Annotated in this window: 12 protein-coding genes; 2 read left to right on the top strand and 10 right to left on the bottom strand. The window is 69.4% G+C overall.

Translation table 11 applies throughout. From position 1 onward, the window contains the following. Positions 1–61: 61 nt before the first annotated feature. From J1C47_RS02830 to J1C47_RS02790, 9 genes are all read right to left on the bottom strand, one after another. Positions 62–1,459: a sigma 54-interacting transcriptional regulator gene (locus J1C47_RS02830; RefSeq protein WP_207349209.1), complete on the bottom strand. Its 1,398-nt coding sequence runs from the start codon at positions 1,457–1,459 to the stop codon at positions 62–64. A gap of 9 nt (positions 1,460–1,468) precedes the next feature. Further along, positions 1,469–3,226: a sensor histidine kinase gene (locus J1C47_RS02825; RefSeq protein ID WP_207349208.1), complete on the bottom strand. Its 1,758-nt coding sequence runs from the start codon at positions 3,224–3,226 to the stop codon at positions 1,469–1,471. Positions 3,227–3,294: 68 nt separating this feature from the next. Continuing rightward, complete coding sequence (locus tag J1C47_RS02820; protein WP_207349207.1) at positions 3,295–4,290, bottom strand: alcohol dehydrogenase catalytic domain-containing protein; 996 nt, start codon at positions 4,288–4,290, stop codon at positions 3,295–3,297. Positions 4,291–4,298: 8 nt separating this feature from the next. Next, positions 4,299–5,063: an SDR family NAD(P)-dependent oxidoreductase gene (locus J1C47_RS02815; RefSeq protein WP_207349206.1), complete on the bottom strand. Its 765-nt coding sequence runs from the start codon at positions 5,061–5,063 to the stop codon at positions 4,299–4,301. Between the two features lie 4 nt (positions 5,064–5,067). Beyond that, positions 5,068–6,381 carry a histidinol dehydrogenase gene (gene hisD / locus J1C47_RS02810; protein WP_207349205.1) on the bottom strand — a complete coding sequence of 438 codons (1,314 nt, stop codon included), beginning with the start codon at positions 6,379–6,381 and terminating at the stop codon, positions 5,068–5,070. 67 nt (positions 6,382–6,448) lie between these two features. Next, positions 6,449–7,507, bottom strand: coding sequence for an ABC transporter substrate-binding protein (locus J1C47_RS02805; protein WP_207349204.1), 1,059 nt, complete (start codon positions 7,505–7,507; stop codon positions 6,449–6,451). 107 nt (positions 7,508–7,614) lie between these two features. Continuing rightward, complete coding sequence (locus J1C47_RS02800) at positions 7,615–8,412, bottom strand: ABC transporter ATP-binding protein (protein WP_207349203.1); 798 nt, start codon at positions 8,410–8,412, stop codon at positions 7,615–7,617. Between the two features lie 13 nt (positions 8,413–8,425). Next, positions 8,426–9,214, bottom strand: coding sequence for an ABC transporter permease (locus J1C47_RS02795; protein ID WP_207349202.1), 789 nt, complete (start codon positions 9,212–9,214; stop codon positions 8,426–8,428). A 1-nt stretch (position 9,215) separates the two neighbouring features. Next, positions 9,216–9,992, bottom strand: coding sequence for an ABC transporter permease (locus tag J1C47_RS02790; RefSeq protein WP_207349201.1), 777 nt, complete (start codon positions 9,990–9,992; stop codon positions 9,216–9,218). A 167-nt stretch (positions 9,993–10,159) separates the two neighbouring features. On the opposite strand from J1C47_RS02790, the gene J1C47_RS02785 reads away from it, so the two are divergent. Continuing rightward, a complete protein-coding gene (locus J1C47_RS02785) occupies positions 10,160–11,182 on the top strand; it encodes a LacI family DNA-binding transcriptional regulator (RefSeq protein ID WP_207349200.1) in 1,023 nt (340 codons plus the stop codon). A gap of 109 nt (positions 11,183–11,291) precedes the next feature. Then, positions 11,292–12,494, top strand: coding sequence for a DegT/DnrJ/EryC1/StrS family aminotransferase (locus J1C47_RS02780; protein ID WP_207349199.1), 1,203 nt, complete (start codon positions 11,292–11,294; stop codon positions 12,492–12,494). A 159-nt stretch (positions 12,495–12,653) separates the two neighbouring features. Here J1C47_RS02780 and J1C47_RS02775 read toward each other — a convergent pair whose 3' ends face one another. Continuing rightward, complete coding sequence (locus J1C47_RS02775) at positions 12,654–13,469, bottom strand: ABC transporter permease subunit (protein WP_207349443.1); 816 nt, start codon at positions 13,467–13,469, stop codon at positions 12,654–12,656. Positions 13,470–13,525 lie beyond the last annotated feature (56 nt).

The raw sequence follows: 13,525 nt of genomic DNA, 5'->3' as shown, positions 1-13,525 counted from the left end.
GCGGCGATATGTCGGGGCCGCCAGCGGGTGGATGCCCGTCCCACGCCAGCCGGGCGGCGCGTCAGTCCTCGAGCCGCTCGGAGCCCTCGATGCCGAGCCGGCGGATCTTGTCGTAGAGCCCCTTGCGGGAGATCTGCAGCGCCTCGTAGGTCGGCTTCAGCGCGCCGTTGTTGCGCGCAAGCTCCGCCTCGATCAGCGCGCGTTCATGGGCGGCGAGACGCTCGGCCAGCGAGCCGGCGGCGACCGGGGCCACCTGCCGTCGGCCGGCATCTGACATGTCGGATGCGCCGGCGCCATCGTCGGCTTCGAAGCCGGACCACATGCCGAGCACGAAGCGGTCGGCATAGTTGCGCAGCTCCCGCACGTTGCCGGGCCAGTCGGCGCGCATCAGCGCGATTTCCAGCGCGTGGCTGACCGGCGGGATCTCGCGGCGGAAACGCGCCCGCGCCTCGCGCGCCAGATGGAAGAACAGCAGCGGCACGTCCTCGCGCCGCTCGCGCAGCGGCGGGATCGTCAGCGCCACCACGGCGAGCCGGTAGTAGAGGTCGAGGCGGAAGCGGCCGGCGCGCCCCATCTCGCCGAGATCGGTCTTGGTCGCGGCGACGAAGCGCACGTCGAGCGGGATCGCCCGGTTGGAGCCGAGACGCTCGACCGAGCGGGTCTCGATGGCGCGCAGCAGCTTGGCCTGCAGGTCAAGCGGCATCGATTCGATCTCGTCGAGGAAGATGGTGCCGCCGTTCGCATGTTCGAGCTTGCCGATCCGCTGCTTCGCTGCGCCGGTGAAGGCGCCGGGCTCGTGGCCGAAGAGCTCGGATTCGATGATGTCGGCCGGCAGCGCCGCACAGTTGATCGCGACGAAGTTGCCCTTCGCCCGGCCGCCGCAGTCGTGCAGGGCGCGGGCGACCACCTCCTTGCCGGTGCCGGTCTCGCCGAGGACGAGGATGTCGACGTCGGTGTCGGCGAGCGCCTCGATCTTCTGGCGCAGGCGCTGGATTCCGGGGGTGCGCCCGACCAGCCGGCCGGCGAGTTCGTCGCCGCCGTCGAGGGTGGAGCGCAGGATGCGGTTTTCGAGAACCAGCCGGCGCTTTTCCAGCGCCCGCTCGACGACGGCGCTCAGCCTGGAGACGGAGAACGGCTTCTCGATGAAATCGTAGGCGCCCGCGCGCATCGCATCCACCGCCATCTGCACATCGCCGTGGCCGGTGATGAGGATCACCGGCATCGTCGGGTCGATCGACAGCGCGGCCTTGAGCAGGGAAAGCCCGTCCATCCCCGGCATGCGGATGTCGCTGACGATGACGGCGTAGGCCTCCGGCCCGATCCGCGCCAGCACCTCCTCGGTGGTGCGATGCGGCGAGACGGTGAAGCCGCCGAGCACGAGGCCCTGTTCGAGGGCGTGGCGCAGGTCGGCATCGTCCTCGATCAGGTGGACGAGCGTTGCTTGGAAAGTCTCCGGCACCTCAGATCCTCATTCAGCCGCTTCGCGCGCGTCGGCCGCAGCCACCAGCCGCACCGCCAGCACGCACCCGCCCGCCGGGCTGTCGCGCAGTTCGAGGCTGCCGCCGCAGTCCCTGGCGATGCTGTAGGCGATGGAGAGCCCGATGCCGATCCCCGCGCCGGCTTCCTTCGTCGAAAAGAACGGCTCGAAGACGCTGTCGCGGATCTCCGCGGCGATCCCCGGCCCGTTGTCGGCGACGAGGACGACGACCCCGCCTTCGGCCGTTTCGAGGCCGATCCGCAGCGTCGGTTGCGGGCGGTCGGCCAGAGCGTCGATGGCGTTGTTGGCGAGATTGACGAAGATCTGCGACAGCCGCGTGCGGCCGCCGAGGACGGCGAGGCCGCGCAGCCGCTCGTCGACCTCGATCAAAATGCCCGCCTTGCGCGCCCGCGGCCGCACGAGGATCATCGCCTCGTCGAGCACCGCCCCGAGCGAGACCGCGACGTTGCTGGTTCCCGGCTTGCGGGCGAAGGACAGGAGCGTGCGGGAGAGTTCGGCCATCCGCTCGACCATGGCGCCGATGCGGGTCAGGTTCTCCGCCGCCAGATCGCCGCGCCCACGGGCGAGGAACTGGCCGGCATTCTCGGCATAGGTGCCGATCGCCGCGAGCGGCTGGTTGAACTCGTGGCTGAGCGCTGCCGACATCTGGCCGAGGGCGGCGAGCTTGGCGGTCTGGACGAGATCGGCCTGGGCCTTGCGCAGCCGCTCCTCGGCCTGGCGGCGTTCGCCGATCTCGGTGGAGAGCGAGCGGTTGGTCGCATTGAGCGCCCGCGTGCGGTCGCGCACCAGGCGTTCCAGCCGCAGCCCCGCGACCCGTTCGGCCCGCCGTGCGAGCACCATGCGCTCGCGCCGGGAGAGGACGAGCGCCACACCCGCGGCGACGAGCAATGCCGCGAGGGCGGCGATCATCGCGCCCGCGAGCCGCGCCTGCTCGACCGGACGCGCATCGGCGAGGACATGCAGCCGCCAGTCGAGCAGCGGCAGGTCGCGCGCCAGATCGATGAAGGGGATCGCCTGCCCCGCGACGCGGAAGCGGCGCTGCGGCGCCTCGCCCTCGGCCACGCTGGAAAGCGGCGCGAGCCGCCATTCCGGCTGGTTGGTGAGGAAGATCGTTCCCGCCGGATCGGTGACGAAGATCGGGTTTGTGGAGAGCGACCAGGTCGCCTCGATCACGTCGAAGCCGACATAGACGACGACGATGCCGAGGAGAGCGTCGCTGCGCCTGACGCCGGACGCGAAGGCATAGGCCCGCTCGTCGCTGTCGAGCGAGATGGCGGCGCGGCCGAGACGGCCCTGGCGGACGGCCTCGATCAGCGCCGAGCGCTCGTGCGGCGCTTCGAAGAACAGCGCGCGCGCCGAGGCGAGCGCGGTGCCGTCCGGACGCAGGAACGCGATGTCCTTGGCGCCGGAAAGGCTGGCGACTTCGCGCGCCTTCAGCCGGGCCCGGCGGGCCGCTTCGTTGCCGGGGTCAGCGGCGAAGAGGTCGGCCACGTCGGCCTGACGCGCGAGGAGAGCCGGCAACAGCCGGTACTTGTCGAGGATGCCGGTCAGCGTCTCGCGCTGCACGGCGAGCGTCTCGGCCGCCTCCCGGCGGACGCCGGCCCGGGCGGATTCGGCGCGGCTTTCGGCAAACAGCCAGATCACCGCGGCTGAGGCGAGCACGACGAGGAGCGCCGCACCCGCCCGGACGCGCCGAAACCTTCGCCTGATGCCCCGCCTCGTCGTCATCTCTTCGGAAAACCGCCTATCGCGGCGGAAGTCCAGCGAAAAACGCCCGCCGGGGCCGTGGAAAGCGGCTACGGCAAGAGGACGATCTTCGCCGCCGGCACGGTTCCCGCGTCGATGTCGGCGAAGGCGCGGGCGCCTTCCGAAAGGCTCCGGCGCTCGGTCCAGCCGATCGCGCCGAAGCGCCGCCGCTCGAGGGCTGCCACCGTGTCGGCGAAGTCCTGCGGCGTGTAGCAGTAGGATCCGGTCAGCGTGACCTCCTGAAGCGTCAGCTTGCGGATGTCGAGCCCGTCCGACCCGGGCAGAAGGCCGATATGCACGATGACGCCGCCCGGGCGGACCATGCGGCTCGCGGCGGCGCGCGTCGCCCCGGCGCCGACCGCATCGACGACGAGATCGACGCTGTCGGGTTCGGGACCGTCCCCACCGCCCGGATCGTAGACCTTGAGGCCGCCGACATCCTCCAGCGTCCGGCGGCGCAGCGCATTGGTCTCGCCGACGCTGATCTCGGCGGCGGCGAAGAGTCTCGCAACCAAAGCTGCGGCAAGTCCGATGGCGCCGCCGCCGAGGACGGCGACGCGCGCCGTCGCGATCGGCCGGGCGAGCCTTTCGGCGCCGATCCGCACCGCGTGCCAGGACACCGCGATCGGTTCGGCCAGCGCCGCCTCCTCGATCGGCAGGTCGTCGCCGATGACGTGGAGGTTGCGCTCGGGAACGCGCACATAGCCCGCGAAGGCACCCTGGCGCGGCGGCATCGAGAGGATCTGGCGGGTCGGCGACAGATGCGCCCGTCCCTCGACCGCGAAGGGACAGAGCGGGTCGACCACGAGCGGATTGATGGTGACGCGCATTCCCGCCCGCGGGCCATGAGCGATCGTCCCCGCCGCCTCGTGACCGAGGATCAGCGGCGCCGGCCGGCGCGCATCATGGCCGTGATAGGCGTGCATGTCCGAACCGCAGATGCCGACCGCCTCGACCTTGACGATCGCCTCGCCATCGGTCGGCCCGGGTTGCGGCTCGTCGCGATAGTCGAGCGTGTGCGGACCGGTATAGACCAGGGCTTTCATGGCGGATCCTATTTCGCGGTGAAGCCGCCGTCGACGGCGAGCGTCTGGCCGGTGACGTAGGCGGACGCGTCGGAGGCGAGGAAGATCGTCGCGCCGTGGAGATCCTCCAGCCGGCCGTTGCGGCCGATCGCGGTCTGGGCGGCGAGCCGCCCGGCCCGCTCCTCGTCGCCGAAGACCGGGGCGGTCAGCGGCGTCGGGAAAAAGCCCGGCGCGATGGCGTTGCAGGTGACACCGTGGCGCGACCATTCTTCGGCGATCGCGCGGGTGAGCTGGACGATGCCGCCCTTGGCCGCGCCGTAGGGCGCCGAGTCGGGAAAGGCCCGCGTGCTCTGCAGGGACGCGACGTTGACGATCCGGCCCCATCGGCGTTCGGCCATCTGCGGCGCGAAGGCCTGCGTCAGAAGGAACGGCGCTCGCAGATGCACCCGCATGTGGAGGTCGAAGGCCTCGGCCGAGACCTTGGCGAAGGGCTGGCGCAGATTGATGCCGGCCGCATTGACCAGGATATCGACCGGCGCGTCGGCGAGCGACGCCGCAAGCTGGCCCGGCGCCCCGGCATCGGCGAGATCGGCGACCCGAAAATCGGCCTGAAAGCCCTTGTCGCAGAGCGTGGCCGCTGCCTTTTCCAGTTCGTCCGCCCGCCGTGCCGTCAGGACGACCGCAGCGCCGGCCAGCGCCAGCGCGTGCGCCATCGCATGGCCGATGCCGCTGTTGCCGCCGGTCACCAGAGCCCGGCGGCCGGAGAGGTCGAAGAGATCGGTCGCCGCGAACATCTCCTCAGTCCCTGACCGGCGCGCCGAGGTCGACGTTCGAGCCCGGCGCGTATTTCTCCATCCTGACGTCGCTGGTGCGGGCATGACCTTCCATGCCCTCCAGCCGCGAGATGCGGGCCGAGACCGGCGCGATGGTGCGGCAGCCGTCGCGGTTCATCTTCTGCCAGGTCAGCGGCTTCAGGAACTTGTGCACTGAAAGCCCGGCGGAATAGCGCGCCGCGAACTTGGTCGGCAGGATGTGGTTCGGCCCGGACACCTTGTCGCCGAAGGCGACGTTGGTCTCCTCGCCGAGGAACAGCGAGCCGTAGTTGACGAGGTTTTCCAGCCACCAGTCGAGATCGTCGCAATGCACTTCGAGGTGCTCGCTGGCATAGCTGTCGGAGACCTCGGCCATCTCCTCGCGGCTGTCGCAGAGAACGATTTCGCCATAGTCGCGCCAGGCGGCCTCGGAAGCGCCGCGCGCCGTGGGCGGAAGCTTTTCGATCAGCTCCGGGATCAGCCGGGCGACGTCGTCCGCGACGCGGCGCGAGGAGGTGATCAGCCAGGCCGGGCTTTCCGCCCCGTGTTCCATCTGTCCGACGAGATCGGTGGCGACGATCATCGGATCGGCGGTGTCGTCGGCGAGAACCGCCACCTCCGAGGGGCCGGCGAAGACGTCGATGCCGACCTTGCCGAACAGCGTGCGCTTGGCCTCGGCGACGAACTTGTTGCCGGGCCCGACGATGATGTCGGCCGCCTTGCCGGTGAACAGGCCGTAGGCCATGGAGGCGATCGCCTGGACGCCGCCGAGCGTCATGATGATGTCGGCGCCGGCGACCGTCATGGCGTAGAGCACGTGCGGGTGGATGCCCTCGCCCTTGAACGGCGTCGAACAGGCGATGACGGTCTTGACGCCGGCCGCCTTGGCGGTGGCGATCGACATGTAGGCGGAGGCGATGTGAGCGTAGCGCCCGGTCGGGACGTAGCAGCCGGCGGTCTTCACCGGCACGAGCTTCTGGCCGAGCCACAAACCTGGAACCGGCTCGATGGCGAAATCCCCGACCGAGCGCATCTGCGCCTCGGCGAAGGAGCGGACCTGCCCGGCGGCAAACGCGATGTCGTCCTTGATGCTCTGCGGGATCTGGGCGGTGCGCCGGGCGATCTCCTCCTCGCCGACGACGATCTCGCCGGTCCATTTGTCGAGCTTCTCGGCGTAGCCGCGCACCGCCGCCTCGCCGCCCTTTTCGATCGCGGCGAGCATGTCGTCGACGACCTTCCGGGCGTTGCCCGCCTCGGTCTCTGCGGTCTTTTCTGCCTTTTTCAGATAGGTCACGGTCACGTCTCGGCCCTCGTCGTTGGCGCCCCGGGGACGGCCGTAGGATCGGCCGTCCCCGCGCGGCTCTCTGTTATTTCTGGTTGAATTCGGTGGCGAACGCCCGGAGCTTGGGATCGTCGGCGACCATCTTCATGTACTTGTCGGTGACGTAGCTCTTCGGATCGGGGTTCTCGGGCAGCGTGCCGACGCTCGCCATGAACTTGCCGATGTCGGAGAACCAGGTGTCGACCTTCGATTCCCCGCTCGAGGCGTCGAGAAGCTTCAGCTGCTCGTCGAGCGAAAACACCGGCCGCAGCTTGAATTCCTCGTCCATCGCCTCGGGCGTCGCTTCGAGCCCGCCCTGCTTGTAGAAGGCGAGCGCCATCTTCTTGGCCTCGTCCTCATGCGACTTCGCCCAGGACCACCCCCGCAGATAGACCGCGAGGAACTTCGCGACGTCGTCCGGATGCGCCTCGGCGAATTCCTTCGTGACGATCAGCGCACCGGGAACGATGGCATCGGCATCGGCGCCGCTGCAGAGATATTTCGCGTCGGCGCGGCTCTGCAGCGTGTAGGTGTTGGGGGCCCAGACGCCCGCGACGTCGCCGTTGCCGGAGGTGACGGCGGTGATGATCTGGGCCTGGCCGAGATTGACGAACTGCACCTCGTCCTGCTTTACGCCCATCTTTTCCAGGCACTTGCGCGCGGCATAGTCGACGGTGGAATTGGTGGTCAGGAGCAGCCGCTGGCCTTCCAGCTTCTTCGGATCGGCCTTGATCTCGTCGTACTTCTTGCCGGTGACCATCAGCGCGTTGGTCTTCGACTCGTCATTGGTGATGCCGACCGTCATGATGTTGAAGCGCACGGCGCCGAGCACCGCCGGGACGGAGCCGGTGCCCCCGACATCCCAGGAGCCGGATGCGCCGGCGGCGATCTGCGGCGCGCCGGAGGGGAAGGTCGAAAAGGTCGGATCGAGGCCGACGTCCTTCCACCAGCCCTTCTCGCTGGCATAGTAGAAGGGCAGCGCCCAGTAGAGCGAGGGCTGGTAGCTGACGCCGATCTTGTCGGCGGCACCGGCCGCGCCGGGCGCGAGCGTCGCGGCCGCCAGGCTGGCGGCGATGCCGAGCGCGAGCGTTCGAATGCGTTTCATCGTTTCCTCCCATTCGTTTCCTCGGATCTCCGCCGGCGGCGGGGACGATTCCTCCGCACGCCGCGCCGAGGGCCTCGAGGCGGCCCGCGGCGCGGCGGCTTCGGAGCTCAGTGGCCGATCTCGGCCTTTTCCTCGCGCAGCGACTTCCAGATCCGCGTGCGCAGATGGACGAAGGATTCCAGATCCATGACGTCCTCGATCCGCTCGTGGCCGTCCCACCGTTCGGCGAGGCGCACCGTCTTGACGTCGATGATTTCCTTGATCGTCCCCGGCCGCCGGCTCATGATCGCGACGCGGTCGGCGAGATAGACTGCCTCCTCGACGGCATGGGTGATGAAGAGGACGGTGCGCGGATTGACCCGCGCCAGCCGCACCAGCTCTTCCTGCATGACGACGCGGGTCTGCGCGTCGAGCGCGCCGAAGGGCTCGTCCATCAAGAGGACGTCGGGGTCGAGGACATAGGCCCTGGCGATCGCGACGCGCTGCTGCATGCCGCCGGAGAGCTGGTGCGGATAGGCGTCGCCATGGCTCTCCAGCGACATCAGCTTCAAAGACCCGGCGACGAGATGATCGCGCTGGTCTTTGCCGATGCGCTTGTTGCGCAGGCCGAACTCGATGTTCTGGCGCACCGTCTTCCACGGAAACAGGGCGAACTGCTGGAACACCACCGCGCGGTCGGCGCCCGGCCGCACCACCGGCCGGTCGTTGACCAGCACCTTGCCGGCCGACACGCCCTCGAAGCCAGCGACCATGCGCAGACAGGTGGTCTTGCCGCAGCCGGAGGGGCCGACGATCGCCACGAACTCCTTCTCGCCGATGGCGAGCGAGACGTCGTCGAGCGCCTTGAAGCCCGTTCTGGCGTTGCCGAAAACCTTTCCGACGCCTTCGAAGCGTATCGAGCCCAAACCGGTCCTCCCCTTATCCATCCAAGCCGCGATGCCGGCGGATCGACGCTTCCGTCCAGCGCAGCGCCATGTCGATCGCCAGGCCGACGATGCCGATCGCCACCATCCCGGCCATGACGGTCGACGTCGCGACGTTGGCCTGCGCCTGCACCATCATGAAGCCGACGCCCGTCGAGGCGACGATCAGCTCGGCGCCGACCAGCGACTGCCAGCCGAGCCCCGCGGCGACCCTGAGCCCCGCGACCAGCGAGGGCACGGAGGCCGGCAGAAGGATGTCGACGATCATTCTGAAATGGCCGGTGCCGAGCATTTCGGCGGCCTCCACGAGGCGCCGGTCGACCTGCCTCGCGCCGCGATAGGCGTTGATGACGCAGGGCGGGAAGGCGCCGGCGAAGATGATCATCACCGGCCCGCCGATCCCCGTGCCGAACCACAGCGCGGCGAACGGCACCCAGGCGATCGGCGCGATGAAGCGCAGGCCGTCGAAGATCGGGCTGACGATCTCGTCGACGAGCCGGAACCAGCCCATCATCAGGCCGAGCGGGATGCCGATGAGTGCGGCGAGCGCGAAGCCGGCGATGAAACGCGTGAAGCTGTAGGCGATGTGTGCGGGAAGCGTGGCGCCGGCGAAGGGCTCGGTGGTGAGCGTGGCGACGCGTTCGGCGACGGCGATCGGGCTCGGCAGGAACGACGGCGGAACGAGCCCGGCGGTCGGCAGCAGCAGCCAGATGCCGAAGAAGACGAAAAGACCGATCAGGCCGAGGCGGAGCGTCTGACCGAGTGTCAGCGGCGCGCTGTCCATGTCAGCCCCTCCCCTGCAGCGACCAGGACAGGACCCGCCGTTCGACGAGGCCGAGGACGAAGGTCGTCGCCCAGCCGAGCACGCCGACCGTCAGCATGCCGACGAGGATCATCGCCGGATAGATGTCCTGCTGCGCCATGTTGAGGACGAAGCCGACGCCGACCAGCGCGCCGACGAGTTCGGCCGCGACGAGCGTCGTCCACGAGGCCTGCAGCGACAGCCTGAGGCCGGTGAAGATCATCGGCAGGGAGGCCGGGACGATCACCTCGCCCGCCATGCGCAGCGGCGGCGTGCCGAGCATGCGGGCCGCCTCGATCACCGACTTGTCGATGTTGCGCACCCCGGCATGGGCGTTGATCACCGAGGGCACGAAGGCGGCGAACCAGATGACCATGACCTTGGCGGCGTCCCCGAGCCCCAGCCACAGGATCGCCAGCGGGATCCAGGCGAGCGGCGGGATCGGCCGGATCAGCATGAAGACCGGGTTGATCAGCGCTTCCGCGCGGCGGTTCCAGCCCATCAGGAGGCCGAGCGGAATGCCGGTCCCCACCGCCACGAGGAAGCTGATGACGATGAGACGGAGGCTGTGCAGGGCATGGTCGACGAGCGTGCTTCCGGCATAGCCGCGCAGCTCGATCTGCTTCAGCGCGACCCAGAACTGCGCCGGCGTCGGGAACCGCCCGGCGGGAATGATCCCGAACCAGCTGGTCAGGGCGAACCAGAGAATGATGATGCCGCCGACCGCGCACAGGCCGACGACGGCCTTCCTCCCGCGCATGGTCTCCCTCCCGATGAAACTTATTTTCATTATTTTGAAAGAAAGTTTCACAGCCATCCGGGAATGTCAACGGCTAAAGATTCCGTGCTCGCTTGGGTCGGCGCTTCGCTTGAACGGTGGCGATTTCGCGGTTAGACAGATGAAAATATTTTCAGTATGGATGCTCGATGGCACGCGGCACGCGCCCCAGATTGATCGACGTCGCGCGGGACAGCCAGGTCTCGCTGGCCACCGTCTCGCGGGCCTTGGCGCAGCCGGAACTCGTCAACCAGGCGACGCTTCGCCGGGTGCTGTCGAGCGCCGAGCGCCTCGGCTATCTCGAGCGGCCCGGCGTGTCGGCCGGCCGCGGCCCCACGCACACCATCGGGGCGATCGTCCCGACGCTCGACAATGCCACCTTCTCGCACGCGCTGGAGGTGATGCAGAGCCGGCTCGCCCCGCACGGCTACCAGCTGCTGGTCGCCAGCACCGGCTACAGTCCCGCGGCCGAGACGGAGGCGATCCGGTCCTTCCTGTCGCGCCGCGTCGACGGGCTGATGCTCGTCGGCGCCGCGCGGTCGCAGGAGACCATCGGCATTCTGCAGGAGACCGCGATCCCGGTGGTCCTGACCTGGGTCGCGGACGCGCGTTTCGACACGGTGGCGATCGACAATGCCGAGGCCGGGCGTCTGGCGGCCCGCCACCTGATCGGGCTCGGCCACCGCCGGATCGCCGTGGTGACCGGGCACCGCGTCAACAACGACCGCCAGAGGCTGCGCGTCGAGGGCGTGCGCGCCGAGATCGTCGGCGCCGGACTGGCGCTGCCGGAATGGCTGATCAGCCAGCAGCCCTATACGCTGGCGGGGGGACGCACCGGCTGCGCGACGCTCCTGTCCCTCGCCGAGCCGCCGACCGCCATCGTCTGCGGCATCGATATCCAGGCCTTCGGCTGCCTGGTCGAGACCCAGGCGCGGGGCATCAGGGTGCCGGAGGACCTGTCGCTCGTCGGCATCGACGACCTCGAAATGTCGGCCCACATGTCGCCGGCGCTCACCACCGTGAACATTCCCACCACCACGATCGGCGAGCAGGCGGCCGACAAGCTGATGGCGCGGATCGAGGGGCGCCCGACGGAAGCTGCGACGCAGCTGCCGGTGGCGCTGGTGGTCCGCCAGTCGACCGCCCGCGCTCCGGGGCGAACGGCCTCGTGACGCCGCCGGCGGCCCCGCCGCTTCAGCCGCCCTCGCGGATGTCCATCGCCCGCGGGGCGCCACGATTTTTCGGAGCGCAGGCCGCGGCCCGTTCCTGACGGAGACTTCGATGAAGCCGTTTCGAGGAAGCTTCACCCAGCAGGAGCCGATCGCCGAGGACGCCATCGAAGCGGCGGTCGAGGTTCTGCGCAGCGGCCGCCTGCATCGCTACAACAGCGTCGCGGGCGAGACCCCGGCGGCGGCCGTGCTGGAGGCCGCCTTTGCCGCCTATCAGGGCGCGCGCTACTGCCTCGCCTGCGCGTCTGGCGGCTATGCGATGGCGATCGCGCTGCGGGCGGCGGGTCTTCGCCCCGGCGAGACCGTGCTCACCAACGCCTTCACCCTGGCGCCGGTGCCCGGCGCCATCGCCGCCGCCGGCGGCACGCCGGCCCTCGTCGAGATCACTCCGGATCTGGTGGTCGACCTCGACGACTTGGCGCACCGGTTCGAGGCGACCGGGTCGCGCTTCTTCCTGCTGTCGAGCATGCGCGGCCATCTCGCCGACATGGACGCCGTCGCCGCAGTCGTCGCGCGCTTCGGCGCCGTGATGATCGAGGACTGCGCCCACACGATGGGCGCGACGTGGCAGGGGCGGAAGAGCGGAAGCTTCGGCCTCGCCGGCTGCTTTTCCACCCAGACCTACAAGCATCTCAACGCCGGCGAAGGCGGGCTTCTGACCTCCGACGACCCGGAGTTCATGGCGAGGGCGATCATCCTGTCGGGCTCCTACATGCTCTACGGGCGGCACGGCGCCGCGCCGGAGCCGAGCGTCTTCGAGACGATCCGCCTCGAAACCCCGAACATGTCGGGCCGGATGGACAATCTGCGCGCGGCGATCCTCGTTCCGCAGCTCCAGCGTCTTTCAGAGAACATCGAGCGCTGGAACGAGCGTTATCGGATCGTCGCCTCAGGGCTCGCCGGCTGCGAGGGGATCGTCCTGCCGAAGCGGCGCGACGAGGAGGGCTTCGTCGGCAGTTCCATCCAGTTCCTGATCCCGAACGTCGCGCCCGAAGCCGCCCGGGCGTTCGTCGCGGCCGCCGGCGATCTCGGCGTCGACCTGAAATGGTTCGGCGCCGACGAGCCGGTGGCCTTCACGTCCAACCACACGAGCTGGCGCTACATGCCGGCACAGTCGCTGCCGCGCACCGACGCCGTCCTGTCCGGCCTGTTCGACATGCGTCTGCCGCTGACCTTCAGCGCGGCGGATTGCGCCGAGATCGCCGCGATCATCCGGCACTGCCACGCCGCGGTGATCGGCGGCCGGCGCCGCTGACCGCGGGCCGCGACGGACCGGCCCGATCGGCCGCATTCGCTTGATTCAGGACCCGGCCGAGAAGCGCGCGGTTTGCCCGCTGTCGCCGGGATTGCGGGCGCGCCGGGCGCGGCTCATCGGGCCGACGGCATCGGATCGGCGTCGGCCCGTTCCCCGCAGCTACATCCGTCCCTTCCACGGGACGACGCGCCGCTCGATGAAGCGCATCAGGAGGTCGAAGGCATAGGCGATCGCGGCGATCACCACGATGCCCATGATCACCGTCGCGGTCTGCAGGAACTGCGAGGCCGTCAGCACCATGTAGCCGAGGCCCTTGGTGGCCGCGACCATCTCCGCCGCGACGAGCGTCGTCCAGCCGAAGCCGATGCCGATGCGCATGGCGGTCAGGATCTCCGGCAGCGCCGAGGGCAGGATGACGTGCCGCATCACCTGCCAGCGCGAGGCGCCGAAGGAATAGGCCGCGTGGATCTGCTCGATCGCCGCCGAGCGCACGCCGGACTTCGCCCCGAGCGCTATCGGCGCGAAGCACGACAGGAAGATCAAAAGCACCTTCGAGGTCTCGCCGATGCCGAACCAGATGATCATCAGCGGCAGGTAGGCGAGCGGCGGGATCGGCCGGTAGAATTCGATCGGCGGGTCGAAGATGCCCCGGATCGTCGGGCTCATGCCCATGGCGAGGCCGAGCGGCACGCCGACCAGACATGCGAGAAGGAAGGCGCCGAACACCCGCGCGGCGGAAATCCCGGCATGCGCCAGAAGCGAGGTGCCGGTGAAGCCGTCGGTCAGGACGTCGACGAACTTCTGGAAGATCGCCTGCGGCGAGGGAACGAAGAGCGGCTTGACGAGGCCGAGCGCCGTCACCAGCCACCAGACGAAGATGAAGATCGCGATGGTGACGAGGCTGAGGACGACGGTCTCGCCCTGCCCCGGCACGCCATAGGTCTCGCCGGGCTTGGTCGGGCGGCTCCTGGCCATCCGCGCCACGCCGCCGCCGATCGCCTCGCGCCATCCGGAGGTCGCAGGCGACGCCG

Source organism: Jiella sonneratiae (genome assembly GCF_017353515.1).
GTDB classification, from domain to species: domain Bacteria; phylum Pseudomonadota; class Alphaproteobacteria; order Rhizobiales; family Rhizobiaceae; genus Jiella; species Jiella sonneratiae.
This window is presented reverse-complemented; position numbering and strand designations above follow the sequence as displayed.

Coding starts and splice junctions, on each gene's coding strand:
- J1C47_RS02825 (WP_207349208.1), bottom strand. CDS start 3,226: ATGACGACGAGGCGGGGCATCAGGCGAAGGTTTCGGCGCGTCCGGGCG.
- J1C47_RS02820 (WP_207349207.1), bottom strand. CDS start 4,290: ATGAAAGCCCTGGTCTATACCGGTCCGCACACGCTCGACTATCGCGAC.
- J1C47_RS02815 (WP_207349206.1), bottom strand. CDS start 5,063: ATGTTCGCGGCGACCGATCTCTTCGACCTCTCCGGCCGCCGGGCTCTG.
- J1C47_RS02805 (WP_207349204.1), bottom strand. CDS start 7,507: ATGAAACGCATTCGAACGCTCGCGCTCGGCATCGCCGCCAGCCTGGCG.
- J1C47_RS02795 (WP_207349202.1), bottom strand. CDS start 9,214: ATGGACAGCGCGCCGCTGACACTCGGTCAGACGCTCCGCCTCGGCCTG.
- J1C47_RS02790 (WP_207349201.1), bottom strand. CDS start 9,992: ATGCGCGGGAGGAAGGCCGTCGTCGGCCTGTGCGCGGTCGGCGGCATC.
- J1C47_RS02785 (WP_207349200.1), top strand. CDS start 10,160: ATGGCACGCGGCACGCGCCCCAGATTGATCGACGTCGCGCGGGACAGC.
- J1C47_RS02780 (WP_207349199.1), top strand. CDS start 11,292: ATGAAGCCGTTTCGAGGAAGCTTCACCCAGCAGGAGCCGATCGCCGAG.
- J1C47_RS02775 (WP_207349443.1), bottom strand. CDS start 13,469: ATGGCCAGGAGCCGCCCGACCAAGCCCGGCGAGACCTATGGCGTGCCG.